The 14408-nt window shown below is 37.5% G+C and carries 23 protein-coding genes and 1 tRNA gene; 9 read left to right on the top strand and 15 right to left on the bottom strand.

Annotation, left to right across the window (positions count from 1 at the left end; genetic code table 11):
• Positions 1-9: 9 nt before the first annotated feature.
• The gene (gene ppiB / locus CUB63_RS14190; RefSeq protein ID WP_006533972.1) at positions 10-504 is read right to left on the bottom strand and encodes a peptidylprolyl isomerase B; all 495 of its coding nucleotides are present in this window, start codon (positions 502-504) and stop codon (positions 10-12) included.
• A gap of 375 nt (positions 505-879) precedes the next feature.
• On the opposite strand from ppiB, the gene cysS reads away from it, so the two are divergent.
• Positions 880-2271 carry a cysteine--tRNA ligase gene (gene cysS / locus CUB63_RS14185; protein WP_072065089.1) on the top strand — a complete coding sequence of 464 codons (1392 nt, stop codon included), beginning with the start codon at positions 880-882 and terminating at the stop codon, positions 2269-2271.
• 77 nt (positions 2272-2348) lie between these two features.
• On the opposite strand, the gene CUB63_RS14180 is transcribed toward cysS, so the two are convergent.
• The 4 genes from CUB63_RS14180 to folD all read right to left on the bottom strand — a co-directional run bounded on the left by CUB63_RS14180 (position 2349) and on the right by folD (position 5710).
• Positions 2349-2792 carry a hypothetical protein gene (locus tag CUB63_RS14180; protein ID WP_006533970.1) on the bottom strand — a complete coding sequence of 148 codons (444 nt, stop codon included), beginning with the start codon at positions 2790-2792 and terminating at the stop codon, positions 2349-2351.
• A 237-nt stretch (positions 2793-3029) separates the two neighbouring features.
• Entirely contained in the window at positions 3030-3971 is a 942-nt protein-coding gene (gene fruK, locus CUB63_RS14175) for a 1-phosphofructokinase (protein WP_072065087.1), read from the bottom strand.
• Between the two features lie 650 nt (positions 3972-4621).
• The gene (gene ybcJ, locus CUB63_RS14170) at positions 4622-4834 is read right to left on the bottom strand and encodes a ribosome-associated protein YbcJ (protein WP_006533967.1); all 213 of its coding nucleotides are present in this window, start codon (positions 4832-4834) and stop codon (positions 4622-4624) included.
• A 3-nt stretch (positions 4835-4837) separates the two neighbouring features.
• Positions 4838-5710, bottom strand: coding sequence for a bifunctional methylenetetrahydrofolate dehydrogenase/methenyltetrahydrofolate cyclohydrolase FolD (gene folD / locus CUB63_RS14165; protein WP_006533966.1), 873 nt, complete (start codon positions 5708-5710; stop codon positions 4838-4840).
• A gap of 200 nt (positions 5711-5910) precedes the next feature.
• Here folD and CUB63_RS14160 point away from each other — a divergent pair.
• Positions 5911-5987, top strand: a tRNA-Arg gene (locus CUB63_RS14160).
• A gap of 76 nt (positions 5988-6063) precedes the next feature.
• On the opposite strand, the gene CUB63_RS14155 is transcribed toward CUB63_RS14160, so the two are convergent.
• From CUB63_RS14155 to CUB63_RS14110, 10 genes are all read right to left on the bottom strand, one after another.
• Complete coding sequence (locus CUB63_RS14155; protein ID WP_109848332.1) at positions 6064-6252, bottom strand: helix-turn-helix transcriptional regulator; 189 nt, start codon at positions 6250-6252, stop codon at positions 6064-6066.
• A 59-nt stretch (positions 6253-6311) separates the two neighbouring features.
• The gene (locus CUB63_RS14150) at positions 6312-6752 is read right to left on the bottom strand and encodes a class I SAM-dependent methyltransferase (protein WP_006533964.1); all 441 of its coding nucleotides are present in this window, start codon (positions 6750-6752) and stop codon (positions 6312-6314) included.
• A gap of 19 nt (positions 6753-6771) precedes the next feature.
• The gene (locus tag CUB63_RS14145) at positions 6772-6993 is read right to left on the bottom strand and encodes a hypothetical protein (RefSeq protein WP_006533963.1); all 222 of its coding nucleotides are present in this window, start codon (positions 6991-6993) and stop codon (positions 6772-6774) included.
• A gap of 2 nt (positions 6994-6995) precedes the next feature.
• Positions 6996-7448, bottom strand: a complete 453-nt coding sequence (locus CUB63_RS14140) for an ASCH domain-containing protein (protein ID WP_006533962.1) — start codon at positions 7446-7448, stop codon at positions 6996-6998.
• On the bottom strand, positions 7448-7729 hold the full coding sequence (locus tag CUB63_RS14135; protein ID WP_109848330.1) for a hypothetical protein: 282 nt from the start codon (positions 7727-7729) through the stop codon (positions 7448-7450). The genes CUB63_RS14140 and CUB63_RS14135 overlap by 1 nt, the downstream gene beginning before the upstream one ends.
• A gap of 89 nt (positions 7730-7818) precedes the next feature.
• A complete protein-coding gene (locus tag CUB63_RS14130; protein WP_109848329.1) occupies positions 7819-8262 on the bottom strand; it encodes a single-stranded DNA-binding protein in 444 nt (147 codons plus the stop codon).
• Positions 8255-8788: a hypothetical protein gene (locus tag CUB63_RS14125; protein ID WP_109848328.1), complete on the bottom strand. Its 534-nt coding sequence runs from the start codon at positions 8786-8788 to the stop codon at positions 8255-8257. Before CUB63_RS14125 ends, CUB63_RS14130 begins: the two co-directional genes overlap by 8 nt.
• Positions 8789-8868: 80 nt before the next feature.
• Positions 8869-9765 carry a recombination-associated protein RdgC gene (rdgC, locus tag CUB63_RS14120; protein WP_109848327.1) on the bottom strand — a complete coding sequence of 299 codons (897 nt, stop codon included), beginning with the start codon at positions 9763-9765 and terminating at the stop codon, positions 8869-8871.
• A 225-nt stretch (positions 9766-9990) separates the two neighbouring features.
• Positions 9991-10194 carry a hypothetical protein gene (locus tag CUB63_RS14115; protein WP_109848326.1) on the bottom strand — a complete coding sequence of 68 codons (204 nt, stop codon included), beginning with the start codon at positions 10192-10194 and terminating at the stop codon, positions 9991-9993.
• Between the two features lie 112 nt (positions 10195-10306).
• Complete coding sequence (locus tag CUB63_RS14110; RefSeq protein WP_109848325.1) at positions 10307-10954, bottom strand: LexA family protein; 648 nt, start codon at positions 10952-10954, stop codon at positions 10307-10309.
• A gap of 105 nt (positions 10955-11059) precedes the next feature.
• Here CUB63_RS14110 and CUB63_RS14105 point away from each other — a divergent pair, with 105 nt between their 5' ends.
• The 7 genes from CUB63_RS14105 to CUB63_RS14075 all read left to right on the top strand — a co-directional run bounded on the left by CUB63_RS14105 (position 11060) and on the right by CUB63_RS14075 (position 14343).
• Complete coding sequence (locus CUB63_RS14105) at positions 11060-11254, top strand: Cro/CI family transcriptional regulator (RefSeq protein WP_109397866.1); 195 nt, start codon at positions 11060-11062, stop codon at positions 11252-11254.
• Positions 11255-11292: 38 nt separating this feature from the next.
• Positions 11293-11751: a YmfL family putative regulatory protein gene (locus CUB63_RS14100; protein WP_109848324.1), complete on the top strand. Its 459-nt coding sequence runs from the start codon at positions 11293-11295 to the stop codon at positions 11749-11751.
• Positions 11752-11839: 88 nt separating this feature from the next.
• Positions 11840-12019, top strand: coding sequence for a hypothetical protein (locus CUB63_RS14095; protein ID WP_109848323.1), 180 nt, complete (start codon positions 11840-11842; stop codon positions 12017-12019).
• Positions 12009-12188 carry a DUF4222 domain-containing protein gene (locus CUB63_RS14090; protein ID WP_099660103.1) on the top strand — a complete coding sequence of 60 codons (180 nt, stop codon included), beginning with the start codon at positions 12009-12011 and terminating at the stop codon, positions 12186-12188. Before CUB63_RS14095 ends, CUB63_RS14090 begins: the two co-directional genes overlap by 11 nt.
• 9 nt (positions 12189-12197) lie before the next feature.
• Entirely contained in the window at positions 12198-13319 is a 1122-nt protein-coding gene (locus CUB63_RS14085) for a replication protein 15 (RefSeq protein WP_109848322.1), read from the top strand.
• Positions 13316-13954, top strand: a complete 639-nt coding sequence (locus CUB63_RS14080) for a phage N-6-adenine-methyltransferase (protein WP_109848321.1) — start codon at positions 13316-13318, stop codon at positions 13952-13954. The genes CUB63_RS14085 and CUB63_RS14080 overlap by 4 nt, the downstream gene beginning before the upstream one ends.
• On the top strand, positions 13927-14343 hold the full coding sequence (locus CUB63_RS14075; RefSeq protein ID WP_239996099.1) for a hypothetical protein: 417 nt from the start codon (positions 13927-13929) through the stop codon (positions 14341-14343). Before CUB63_RS14080 ends, CUB63_RS14075 begins: the two co-directional genes overlap by 28 nt.
• Positions 14344-14408 lie beyond the last annotated feature (65 nt).

Here is a 14408-nt window from a genome sequence, read left to right as displayed (position 1 = left end):
GAGTGAGGCTTATTCGCTAACCGTTACACTTTTAATGACGATATCTTCACGAGGAACATCTTGGTGGAAACCGCTACGACCTGTGGAAACTGCTTTAATTTTATCAACAACGTCCATGCCTTCAACAACTTCAGCAAAGACACAATATCCCCAACCATTTGCGTTTTCAGCACGGAAGTTTAAGAAATCGTTGTCTGCAACGTTGATAAAAAATTGAGCAGTAGCAGAGTGTGGATCGTTCGTACGAGCCATTGCTAATGTGCCGCGGTTGTTTGCTAGGCCATTATTTGCTTCGTTTCTTACAGGTGCTTTGGTTGCTTTTTGGTTCATACCTGGTTCAAAACCACCACCTTGGATCATAAAACCATTGATGACACGGTGGAAAATAGTGTTATCGTAGAATCCTTCTTTACAGTAGTCTAAAAAATTTTCTACGGTTGCAGGTGCTTTGTCTGCAAATGTATTAATCACGATATCGCCGTAATTGGTATGAAAAGTAACCATATTCAGATCCTAATATAATTTTAGCTTTACCCAGATTTGGGCATAAACAACAGTCCCGTTTTTATATCACAGTTGCCTAATTTAGTCAGTATGCATCTTTTTCTTACGCTGTTTTTTCTTGCTAAATAAATCAGTAATAAAAGGAAAAAACACGTTTCGCTAAAATTTAGTCAAATAATAGAAGATTGATTATTCACTAGCGGCGATTGAGCAGTGAAAATAAGCGCTAAGCAGAGTAAGATAAAAACCCTAATCTTGAGTTTGCTTTGCCTTCAAGATCCAATATCCTAATTAATATCATGCTATAGTAGTTGTTATTTTCTTTTATATAAAAACGTAATAAACACGTACAGTTGAAAACGGGAACGTCCACTGATGCTAAAGATTTTTAATACTCTCACTCGCCAAAAAGAAGAATTTAAACCTATCCATGCAGGAAAAATAGGTATGTACGTGTGTGGCATCACTATTTATGACTTATGCCATATTGGCCATGGACGTACATTTGTGGCTTTTGATGCCATAACCCGTTATCTACGTTACTTAGGATATGATGTTAACTATGTTCGTAACGTAACGGATGTAGATGATAAAATCATCAAACGTGCGATTGAAAATAATGAAACATGTGAGCAATTAACTACGCGTATGTTAGCTGAAATGCACAAAGATTTTGATGCATTAAATATTGCTCGTCCTGATTCAGAGCCACGAGCAACACACCATATTGCTGAAATTATTGAATTAACAGAAGCGCTAATTAAACGTGGACATGCTTACGTTGCCGATAATGGTGATGTGATGTTTGCGATTGATACCGATCCTGATTATGGCTTACTTTCTCGTCAAGATTTAGAGCAACTACAAGCGGGGGCTCGAGTTGAGGTGGCTAACGTTAAACGCAATCCAATGGATTTCGTCTTATGGAAAATGTCTAAACCGGGTGAGCCAAGCTGGGAGTCGCCATGGGGAAAAGGTCGCCCTGGTTGGCATATCGAATGTTCTGCGATGAATAGTAAAGAGTTAGGACATCATTTTGATATTCATGGCGGTGGTTCAGACTTAATGTTCCCTCATCATGAAAATGAAATAGCGCAATCAACTTGTGCCCATGATGGCCCTTACGTTAATTACTGGATGCACTCTGGTATGGTGATGGTAGACAAAGAAAAAATGTCTAAGTCACTGAATAACTTTTTTACTATTCGTGATGTATTGGCTTATTACGATGCTGAAACAGTGCGTTATTTCTTATTATCAGGCCATTATCGTAGTCAACTTAATTACACTGAAGAAAACTTAAAACAGGCTCGTACTGCATTAGAACGCCTATATACTTCATTACGTGGCACAGATGAAAATGCACAACCGGTGGGGGGCGAAGCGTTTGAAGCACAATTTATTGACGCAATGAACGATGATTTCAATACACCTGAAGCTTATTCCGTTTTGTTTGATTTAGCGCGTGAGGTCAATCGTCTAAAAGCGGTTGATATGAATGCAGCGAATGGTTTAGCCGCAGTATTACGTAAACTTGCTAAAGTATTAGGTTTATTAGAGCAAGAGCCTGAGCATTTCTTACAAAGTGGTGCTAAAGCAGATGATGCCAGTGAAGTTGAAAAAATTGAATTATTAATTCAACAGCGTAACGATGCTCGTAAAAATAAAGATTGGGCAGCGGCTGATGTTGCTCGTGACGCATTAACAGCGATGGGGATTGTTTTAGAAGATGGTCCTCAAGGAACTGTTTGGCGTCGTAATAATTAATACGATAATTGAGTTTCGCGTTTAATATAAAAATATCGGATATTAAATATCCGATATTTTTTTGTCTGATGATTAATTCATTGACTCATAATACTGGTTTTTCTTTTGCTATCTTTTTGTTTATATTCAAAATAAGCAATTACATTTTCAGAGAAAAAGAGTCGATGTGTTAAGAGCACGATAATAGAAAAAACAACAAAGCTAATTTCTGAGATATTCGTTAATGACATCGAAATACTAAGTATAAAAAAGAGCGAAATAGATAAGCATATCCATGATATTTTTAAAAAAGAGTAAGCATTTCTACTATTTTTAGCGAGTTTTATCCATGCCGTTACTTGCATGATCATCGTTATAATTAGACACAGCATGATGAACAGTCCCGCTAGCATTGTTTGGCCTCCACCCATTGCCATTGCTAATAAATAAATCGGTGCCCCTGCAACTAATATAAATAAACTAATACCTAAAAATAATACTGAAATAACTTGGATCCATAAAAGTATTATGGGCCTTTCCATAACTTCTCCTAAAAACAGAAATAAGTTTTTATTGATTTTAGAATATCTTTATTAAATTTTATTAAAGTGAAGTTTATCGAATAAATAGAAAAAATAAACTTTGATTTAATAATAAAAGATAATTAATCAATTAAAGATATTCTATTTTTGATGTTTTATAGTAGAGCGTTAATCTATTTAATAGAAGAGTTGGTAATTCTACTTAATATTATTCAAATTACCACTGAGTATGATTACTTATAATTTTAGCGGAGTTAATTCTACTTCTGTCATCATTTTTGCTAATTGTTCGCGATCATGAATACCAACATTGGTTTGGCTCACAGCAAGCGCAGAAACGGCAGTCGCAAGACGTAAAGTATGTTCACTAGTTTGTCGCATCATTAAACCATAAATTAAACCACCAACCATAGAGTCTCCAGCTCCGACGGTACTTACGACATCACATTTAGGTGGTTTCGCCATCCATGCTCCAGACGCATTAACCCACATCGCACCTTGCTCGCCTAATGAAATGACAACATGGGCAATACCTTGCTGACGCAATGCTTCAGCCGCTTGCACAATATCAGAAAGCTTAGGTAAGGATCTACCCGCCCAAATTTCTAATTCATGATGATTAGGTTTAACAAGCCAAGGGGCAGCTTTTAACCCAGCGACAAAGGCATCTCGACTACTGTCAAAGATCAAACACATACATTCACTACGTAAGCGAGTCATCCATGTAGTGAAATCATTGAGATCAATGCTAGGAGGAACACTACCACTGACACAAATCATATCAAATTGACCCGCCCAACTTAGCGTATCGTTGACAAAGCGAGTCCAGTCTTGTTTAGTGATTTCAAAACCAGAAAAATTGAAGTCAGTCACTTTACCATTGGGTTCTGTGAGTTTGACGTTAATACGAGTACGACCTTCAACCATTTGAAAACGGTTAGCGATACCCGAGTCACTAAACTCTTTTTGGAATCCATCTTGGTTTTCTTTGCCTAAAAAGCCTCCAACAGTAACATCAACGCCAAGGCTTTTTAAAACCTTAGCCACATTGATGCCTTTACCCGCAGCATGGAAGCCTGCTGTTTTAACTCGATTAACTTCACCAAGTTCAATAGGAGCACTTAAACCTACAAGATCATATGCAGGGTTAAGTGTGATGGTTGCTACTCTGCGTTTCATGCTAGTTCCTTACCTTAAATAAAAGAACAGGCATCAATTTTTGCTGTAATTTAGCAAAAACAGAGATACCTTGAGTGGGTAAGCCGAGCATAAAATCTCCTGTTAGATAAAGGGCAAAAAGATGTAAATATTATAAAATAACAACTAAAATAGTATCATTAAGCTGAATCGTTTCAAATTATAATCTATAATTTAGTACAAACAATGTTCTTTTGCCTAATGAAAGTAGAAATAAATTAGATCTAAATCACATTTTAATGCATTTAAACATGAATAAACGGATAAAAGTATCAACAAAAAGGTTTGTTGCTGAAGTTTTACAGTAATGGTTAAAAAGTGTTATCTATATATAAAATAATAACTTATAGCATTTCTTTTTATCTATTTTTTTATAAAATGTACAATTTGCTGAACACCGAAAGAAGATTATAACTATAGACAAGCTTGAAAATGATGATCTAAATTTAAATATATTAAATTAAATTTTATTATTTTATTTTAATTCAATTGGTTATGTTATTTTCTTTTTTTTCACATGATTAAATAAGAAAAAAGAGGAAGAAAAAGTCTATTCAAGGTAAAAAAGGATTAAAAAGAAAAAAAGCGAGGCTAAGATAGCGACGCTTTTTCAATATTAATTGATTTGCTGATTATTTGCTGACGCTAACGGAAAACTCACCAAAGGTGACAACTTTTCCCGCAATAATTTTACAGCGTTTACGAGTTTCAACTTCACCGTCAACACTCACTAAACCTTCAGCAATAACACTTTTAGCAGAAGCTCCGCTTTCAGTCCAACCTTGAAGTTTTAATAAATCACAAAGCTCGACATAGTCGTGCCCATCTAATTGAAATGTTTCCATCGATTAATTATTTCCTGTTTCAGGGTCGTGGTATTCTTCGCATGCTTGCAAAGTATTTTGAATAAGTGTGGCGACTGTCATTGGACCTACACCACCAGGGACGGGAGAGATCCAGCTCGCACGTTGAGAGGCGGCTTCAAAATCAACATCCCCAACAACTTTACCACTTTCAAGACGGTTGATACCGACATCAATCACGATTGCACCTGGTTTAATCCACTCACCAGGAATAAAGTTAGGTTTACCTACCGCCACAACGACTAAATCCGCGTGCTCAACATGGAAACGTAGGTCTTTAGTAAAACGGTGGGTAACTGTAGTTGTACAACCTGCAAGTAATAGTTCTAAACTCATTGGGCGACCAACAATATTTGATGCGCCAATAATAACGGCATTTAAGCCATTCATTGGAATATTACAACGCTCTAGCAGTGTGACAATACCACGAGGTGTACAAGGGCGTAATTTAGGTGCTCGTTGGCATAAGCGGCCGATATTGTAAGGGTGAAAGCCATCGACATCTTTATCAGGATGGATGCGTTCTAAAACCTTAACATTATCAATTCCAGCAGGTAAAGGGAGTTGGACGAGGATACCATCAATGGTACTGTCTTTATTAAGTTGGTCGATCAGATTTAATAAATCAGCTTCACTGGTAGTATCTGGTAAATCATAAGAGCGAGAAATAAATCCGACTTCTTCACAAGCGCGACGTTTACTTCCAACATAAATCTGTGATGCAGGGTTATCTCCCACTAAAATAACCGCTAAACCAGGCGCTCGTTTTCCGGCATTAATACGTTGTTTTACTTTTTCTGCAACTTCGCTTCTGATGGTCTGCGCAATCGATTTCCCATCTATAATTCTTGCTGACATCTATACATCCAAATTATTCAATTACGGTATTGGTCTATTTTGTCAGATCAAGAGCAATCTGTCAGTCGAATACTTGCCATATTTTGACCATATAGTTTGATATCGTTGAAAAATCGTTGACTCTCAGAATGTTGAACGTATAATTCACATCCGTTATCAGAGTAGTCGAGTAGTCTTGCTAACGTCTAAAGTTCTTCTAGGCGCCCTTAGCTCAGTTGGATAGAGCAACGGCCTTCTAAGCCGTAGGTCACAGGTTCGAATCCTGTAGGGCGTACCATTTAAAATCAATGAGTTATACGATTTTAAAAAGAAACCCGCGAGAGATGCGGGTCAAGTAACGGGTCAAGTTAGCATTACCGTTTTTCGCTTCTAACCCACTCTTCATAGACATGTTCAGGCCAACCTAAAAATGTACCGCCTTTTGTTTTTTGTGGTTTTGGAAACTCCTTTCTCTTTGCATACATTCTCCATAACGTAGTTTTACTTTTGCCAGTTAATTGAACCATTTCTTTCATTTTTATATATTTTATTAATGCTGACATATCTCTCTCCACACTGTCCGTACACAGTTTAAATAGATATTAGTTAATGCTGTTGGTAATTATTTACTGATCTCCTTAAGAAAAGAGATCCAGTGCGTCTTATCATTTTTCCCTACACGCTGTACTGCTGTTGGTTTTTGGTCTGTTAGCGCTAAAATTTGTTTAACTGGTATTTGGGTTTCATTCCATTTGAATAGCAATGTTCCTCCTGGTCTAAGTACTCTAAATGCTTCACTAAACCCTTTACTTAAATCTTCCCTCCATGAGTCTTTATTTAACGAACCATATTTTTTAAACATCCAGCTATTTTTACCAACCCTGATTAAATGAGGTGGGTCAAATAACACTTGGTAAAATGTATTATTAGAAAATGGAAGGTTTTTAAAATCAGAAATAATATCTGGTGTTATATTTAAAATTCTTCCGTCACATAAAATATGTTCTTCAGCTCTAATATCATTAAATAAAATACGGTCATCTTGTTTATCAAAATAAAACATACGAGAGCCACAACACATATCAAGTATCGGTTTCACTCTTCACCTCAAATTTAATATTTGAATCTTTATTTATCGATAATCTTAAACACGTCTTGTCATGATAATAAGATAATAGATCCTCTTCTTTTTGTAGATCTATTGATGCTTCATTTCCCCAATATCTTAAATACCTAATTCGATACCAGTTATTACCAATTTTAATAACATCATTAGGATTTAATTGGTTTATTGATTTATCCATTATTAAATCCTTTTAAACTCAATAACCCACGCCCATTCGTTATTTACCCAGCTATCAATTCCATATATTGCAATCCATACCGCAGCAAAGTCAGAAATATGTGCATTTAGTTTCCCGTCAAACCCCTCGGCTTCTGCATCACTTTCGCTGATATCGTTTACTTGCTGAACCCAAACATCAGTAATTTCAATTCTCCCTTTGATATTACCGTCCTTGTCTGCAACGTTGATGATGTCACCAGTTTCACCATACGGGCAATCAACATCAACAAATCCATGACGCCATGCTGCGCATACTTGCTCTGATAGTGTGTAACCTTCTTGCCATGCACCAAGCTTGCGTAACTCTTCCTCGGTCACTTTTGGCTGTGGCTCAATCGGTCTACGTGTCTGCACCTTTCTATCATCCATGACGGCCGCTAACATGGCATTGTTAAACTTGATTCTATCTTTCATTACTCGACCTTATTTGCTGAAAACACTGGGTCAAAATCACGCTCAACTTCAAACGTGCCAAGATATTGGTCGTCAATCCATAACATGAATAACAACGGCCACTGATCCTCCCATCCATCACAGTTATCGTGATAATATTCTGCACATGCTTCAATGCATGAATTGAGGTTATCATCAGCACTGAAGTTATGATCATCTGGTAATTCATAGAGGTTATCTTCACTAATTCCTGACGGGTCTTCACCTCTACCACCCGCTATATAAAATTGAACTATTGCCATTATTCATTCCTCTTCATTGCATCCCTGCGAGTTAAATTAAGCTGTCCGTAGCTTTCATGGTTATATCCTTTGGTTAAACGGCGGGGTGGTCAGAACGGGATATCATCTGAGAAATCCATCGGTGGCTCATTTTTCGGGGCTTGCGGTTGTTGTGCTGACTGCTGTGGCTTCTGGCTTCCTGCCTGATTACCGCCTAGCATCTGCATTGTTCCACCAATATTGACCACTACTTCTGTTGTGTATCGGTCTTGCCCGCTTTGGTCTTGCCATTTTCTGGTTTGCAGAGAACCTTCGATGTATATCTGACTTCCTTTTCTCAGATATTCACCTGCAATTTCTGCTAATTTGCCGAAGATGCACACCCGATGCCACTCGGTTTTCTCCTTCATCTCACCGGTTTGTTTATCACGCCACGATTCCGATGTGGCTAGTGTGAGATTTGCAACTGCGCCACCTGATGGCATATAGCGGATTTCAGGGTCTTGCCCCAAGTGGCCGATGAGAATAACTTTGTTTACTGATCCGTTAGCCATTCTCAACCTCCTTATAAAGTTCATTAAAACGGCGTAAGAATAGGGATTTTGCTTGTCGAGGGGTTAGCGGGTTGACAGCAAAATCGCTAGCTGGAATACCTTCAAGCATTAACCAGTTACTACCTGTATCAATGTCTAAATCACGCTTTTCTGTGGCTAACATCATTAGATCTGCAAAATGGACTTCATCAGACATATTTTCAGGTAACCCAAACTTTTTGCGGATCATCTTTTCCACACGCAATTCAATTAATTTATATTCAGGCAATAACTTTTTAAGTGGTGACGGTAGGTCTTTGATATAAGCTTCACTGGCATCATGAAGCAGGGCCTCTAAAGCAAATTCAGGTGCAACTAAATAACTTGCGTATACAGAATGCTGAGCAACAGAATAGAAATTATCAATCTGTCCATTAAAGCGACATTCATTAGCTAAACCTGTCGCAATATCTTGAATGTCTATATCTTCGATCCGTACATCGAGATAATAGAAATGTTTATTTGTTGCTGTTGCAATATAAGACATTATTCTCTCCACACAATTTTAGGTAATAAAAATCCCTCTCGAATTAATCGAGATTAAAATTCCCTGATGTTGGCTAATTATTATTTTTCTTTATATTTTAATAAGTCAATTAAAAAGTCGATGGTAATTGTCATATAGAACATGATGAGTGAACACTCATGCCGATAGCGATAAACTCTATCTTTATCATCAAATTCAATTTTATTTACTGGTTTAATCCCTTTGAAGTGGAAGTCGCTAGTAAGTTTAAACTGTATATCATCTGTATATAACTGAATTAAATTAATTTTAAATTGATTGTTTAAAGAGTCAAAAAGAACATCTCTTATGGAGTTAAAATCAGCATCATATTTTACAATTTCTTTTTTATTATCAATTTTTCTTTCAAGTAAATAAAATTGACCTAGGTAGAAATTTTTTCCAAAACAATCCGCTTCCTCTTCATTATTTAATGTATTTAATAATCTAGTAGTTAGACCTTGTGATACATCATCGATATGAATTGTTTCTGTTTTAACTGAACCACACGCCTTAATTAATGTGCTTATAGCCGAATTGGCAATGTTTTTATTAGAGCTAGCTACTAATAAATATTCTTTGCTGGGATGATATAAAACGAGTGTAGTAATTGTTTTTACAAACGCCTTTCTCAAAAATTCAGCGGTGACTGTGTTTTTAATATCAGGCTCAATAAATTCAATCCCATCCTCTTTTAACTTACTAATACGCTCATTAACTTCTTTTTTAATAACGGCATTAGGTAATATTTTTTGATCAAAACGAAATGTCAGCAAATACCCGTCTGTAATAGGGGTAACTAATTCATTAGTGACTGGGTTTGGTATGTAGCCATAACTACAAAAATGTGACTCTAACACTTCAGTAAATGGGATTTTACTTAGGTGATCGGACATCGCTTCTGCACTTGGTAGTTGTGCTTTATACACAATTACATTTTTTAACGAAGGGCGTGACATGTTAATTTCTCCTCACACGGTTTATTCACTTCACACAATAAGAAAGGGCACTAGCTACAGTAGATACCTGATATGGACTGTCATGGATGAATGCCAGTACCCTTGCTTATTGTTAGATTTGATAAAATGGCTGACTGAGCAGAACATTATCACCACACCCCCGTTAATGGTTTAAGACTCAGCCAGCCATTGTTTCTCTTCACACGTTCTCTTCACACATAAAAATCATTTTCTTTGGGTCTGAATAGCACTTTTATTTGTGTATTCCGTTATTTCATTTTTAATGCCTTCCAATTGAGCCACCAGCTCATCACGTCTTACATACAATTCAGATAAGTGATCAATAGACTGCAATTTTTCTCTCATCCATTTAACTACATCGTCACCCGTTAAATTATTTGGGAGTAAGATTGAAGGTTCAGTTGTCATAAGTATTCTCAATAACCATTTAGTATAGATATTAGTAAACTTACATTTTAAGTCAAGAAAAAAATATAAGTTACCTTACATTTCTTTCTTTTTTTTATGAAAGGGGAGGGAATTAGTCTAGATTTATAATAACTTGCTTAACTTTACCTGCTATAATGCAGTCACCATTTATCTGAATAGGGTTAAATTGGGGGTTTAAAGGAGCTAAGTATTTGTTTGGTCCATCAATAATAAGTTTTTTGATAGTGGCTTCATCGCTACCTTTTTGTTGTGCTATGACTATTTTCCCATTTATATCATCGAGATATCCATAATCAGGCTCAACTATAACCACAGCACCTTCAGGGATGCTTAACTCTCCATTGTAGGTAGTCATAGACTGCCCCTTAACTATTAAAGCAAATGCTTTATCTGACAGTTTTAAATTAGTATCAATGTACTTGTAATTACCAGGATCTGACTCGCAGTACGTCTCAGTCCATTCTCCAGCCTGCACCCAGCTAATGATTGGTATCGGCTTGTAAATAGACGTTTTTATTTCAATATCATCCTCAGGAAGCCCTACTCCAAACATTAACCATTTTGGATTGCAACTCAAAACAGATGATAGCTTTAATAAGCTTTCTGCAGATAAACCAGTGTTGTCACTTTCCCATTGAGTAACCGCTGATGCTGAGATTCCAACGCGTTCAGCTATATCTTTTTGGGTCATTTTTAACTGTCGTCTACGTTGCTTTATTCTCTCTCCTACTGTTTCCATAAATAGCCTCAAATTCACGCATTACACGTAAGTAATCTTACATTTTATTGACATTAGTATCCTGCTACATTAAATTGTAAGTATGCTTACTTTATGGAGAGTGTAATGCTTAAAAATTTAGTTTTAGAACATTTTGGGGGAACAGTAAAAACGGCTATTGCGCTTGGTGTATCTCATAGTGCTGTTTGCCAGTGGTCGATTATTGTTCCTGAAAAACAAGCTTTAAAAATAGAACGGTTAACTAAGGGAGTCCTTAAATACAACCCCGATCTTTATTTAAACAATAACAAAACCGTTTAAAGCAGTTAACTACAAGAATTTATCAATGGTGGTAGGAAATGAGTAACCAATCAATAAAACAGGTAGTGAAAGAAATGTGTGAGGCAACAGCTGGTGGACGCGAGGCAATGGCTGGAGCACTTGGTCTGTCTTTAACGTCATTCAACAACAAGCTTTATGAGAAAAACGGTTGTCGCTCATTTGATTTAAACGAGTTGTTAGCGATGCAAGATATTTCTAAGACCGTTTTATTTGCTGAATTTGTCGCTCGTGAATCAAATCGTTTACTCGTTGACAGAATTAGTCCTGCGGAACTGGATGAAACGGAATTGTTTGTACTGCGTAGTGGTGTTGACGAAATGCAGGGGCGTTTAGCGTTATTGATGAAGGACAGCTTAGCTGACGGCGTTATTGATAGCGAAGAAGAGCAGAAAATAAAAATGATGTTGGATGGATTAATTTCGCAGATTCGCACATTTATGAATGCATTTGTTTCGTTACATCAAAAGAGAAATTAAAGATGGCTATATCCAGAAAGGGTGAAGCCAACGATGTACGGTCGCTGGCTTCGGTTTGCAAATTTCAATTGTGTGAAGAGAAATTAGCATGGGTAGATTATCAAACTTAGCATGCCGTACGCAAGTACGGGCTTCAATGCGTGATGGTCGTTTTGTCTATGAAATTAAAGTACCAGAAGGCTATGAAGAAACAAACTACCAATTTATGCGTTGGCTTGTAGATGATTTCAATTCAAAACATGGTTTAAGGGCGGGCAATGAACAATGAGAACCCAAACCAACTTGATCGCTACTACAAAAATCACCGAGGTATTGTTGTTCATGTTGTTCGTTATGACAGAGAAAAACAGCGTGTCATTTTTATGCTGGATGGTTGTGACGATCCGCAATGTGAACCCTTGCAACGATTTAAAGAGAAATACACCAGAGTTAAGTGAGGCGTTGCTATGACGACTATTTTTGATGTTGTACAAGCTATGTCAGGGCAGAAAAACGTCATTGTTATTCCTGTTCCCTATTTGGATTTTTTCAAAGGTGATCAGCAAGCTCACGCCTTGTCTGCAATTTTAAATCAACTTGTCTTCTGGTCTGGTGTTTCATCTAGTGCAGATGATGGTTGGTTCTATAAAAGCCATGAAGAGCTGGCAGAAGAAATTCACGGGCTTTCTGGTGAAGAGCAAGCTCGACGCCTCGTTGATAAATTACGTAAGAAGTATTTCCCTGGTGTGATTGAAACCAAAACAAAAAAGGTCAATGGCACGCCAGTTACTCACTACAAGATAGATGGTAATAAACTTATCTCTATGATTTTCCCGTCTATTTCTGAAACGTCGAAAATGAGGAATGGAAACGTCGAAAGTGAGGGATCGGAACGTCGAAACTGCGGAATGGAAACCGCAGAAATGCAGAATCATGGAAACGTCGAAAGTGAGGAATCCTATCTTTATACAGATCTTAACTCAGATAAAAACTTACAGATCACTAAAGACCTTTCGTCGCAGAATTCTGGCGAATCCAGCGACAAGCCAAAAAATGATTTTTTAACTCGTTATCCAGAAGCAGTGATTTACAGCACTAACTTCCAAAAATGGGGCGATGAAGGTGATTTAAAAACGGCGAAATGGATGTTTGGTCGTGTTAAAAAACTGAATCCATCCGCGCTAGAGCCTACTTGGTATGACTGGGCGAACGATATTCGTTTGATGCGTCAAATCGATGGACGTACTCATGAGCAAATTTGTGGATTGTTCGACTGGGCCAACAAAGATTCATTCTGGCACCAAAACATTTTAAGCCCTCGTAAATTACGTAAACACTTTGATGAGCTGATCGTTCGTAGTCAAAAACCAAAGGATGAGCCAAAGGTTCAAGTTGATACCGTTGAACGTGACAGCGCATTCTCACGCTTGATTGGTTCTCGCTCTAAACCTCAAAACCGTATTGAAGAAATTGCGCTTGAATTAGCAGGTAAGACAGGCATTCGTCGTATGAGTGAGTTTTCTGGTCGTCAAGCATGGAACAGCATTTGGAAACAAGCGACTGAAATGTCACAGGAGGTTCAGCAATGATTGATTACGCACTGAAATTACAGGCATTAAAAAGCCAATCTGCTCACAAATTAAAAGAAATTGGTGATCAATGGCGAACACCTGAAAATCTGTATTGGGGTATCAATTCACTCTATGGGCCGTTCACGCTAGATCTCTTTACTGATGCGCAAAACAGCAAATGCCCTTATTTCTACACCGTTGAGGATAATGCGCTTACCCAAGATTGGTCGGAAAAACTCAAAGAAATTGGCGGTTCAGCATTTGCCAACCCTCCTTATTCACGTAGTTCATATCATGAAAAACAGGCTGTCACAGGTGTTCGCCACATTATGAATCATGCGTTGGCTATGCGTGAAAAAGGTGGGCGTTATGTTTTCTTGTTGAAAGTGGCCACAAGCGAAACCTGGTGGTGTGAAGAAGCGGACCATATTTGTTTTATTCGCGGTCGTGTTGGCTTTGACGTTCCTCAATGGTTTGTTCCTGCAGATGAAAATCAAGTACCAACAGGGGCATTTTTTGCTGGCGCTATCGTGGTGTTTGATAAAACGTGGAATGGTAAAGCCATTGATTACATTCAACGCAGTGAGTTAGAGCAAATCGGCAAAACATTTATTGAACAAGCAAAATGGCTTGTATCGAGAGGTGTCGCATGAAAATCACAGAGCAAATCTTAGCGTTGTACAAAGTCGGTGAAGTAGTAGATCGCGACATTGTCACTCGTGATTTGGACACTAATTTAGCTGGCGCATCAAGAGCACTGGCACACCTTTGGACTTTAGGTGTATTAGTCAGAATTAGTGAAGAGCGTCCATTACGCTACAGAGTAACTAAAGAGGCAGAAAGAGTTTATTCAGCAATAACAGAATCACGTAAATCAGGTGAGTCAGTCTACATTGAAAAGTTGAATATTCAGAAGGCTAAAAAATGCGCTTTGCCAACTATCAGATGGGTAAAACACGCCACTTCTAATTTTGCACTCATGGGGAAATTACCAACCGAGCCCTACGATTCATTAGTAAGTTCAGTAAGAGGTAATCACTAATGCTAACTAAATACATTTTGTTCGTTGGTTTTTGGTTTGTAGTGACATTGCTAATTGGCTTATGG

This window comes from Proteus penneri (assembly GCF_003144535.1).
In the GTDB taxonomy this organism is placed as follows: domain Bacteria; phylum Pseudomonadota; class Gammaproteobacteria; order Enterobacterales; family Enterobacteriaceae; genus Proteus; species Proteus penneri.
The sequence above is the reverse complement of the archived record's forward strand: the minus strand, read 5'-3'. Positions and strand labels throughout refer to the sequence as shown.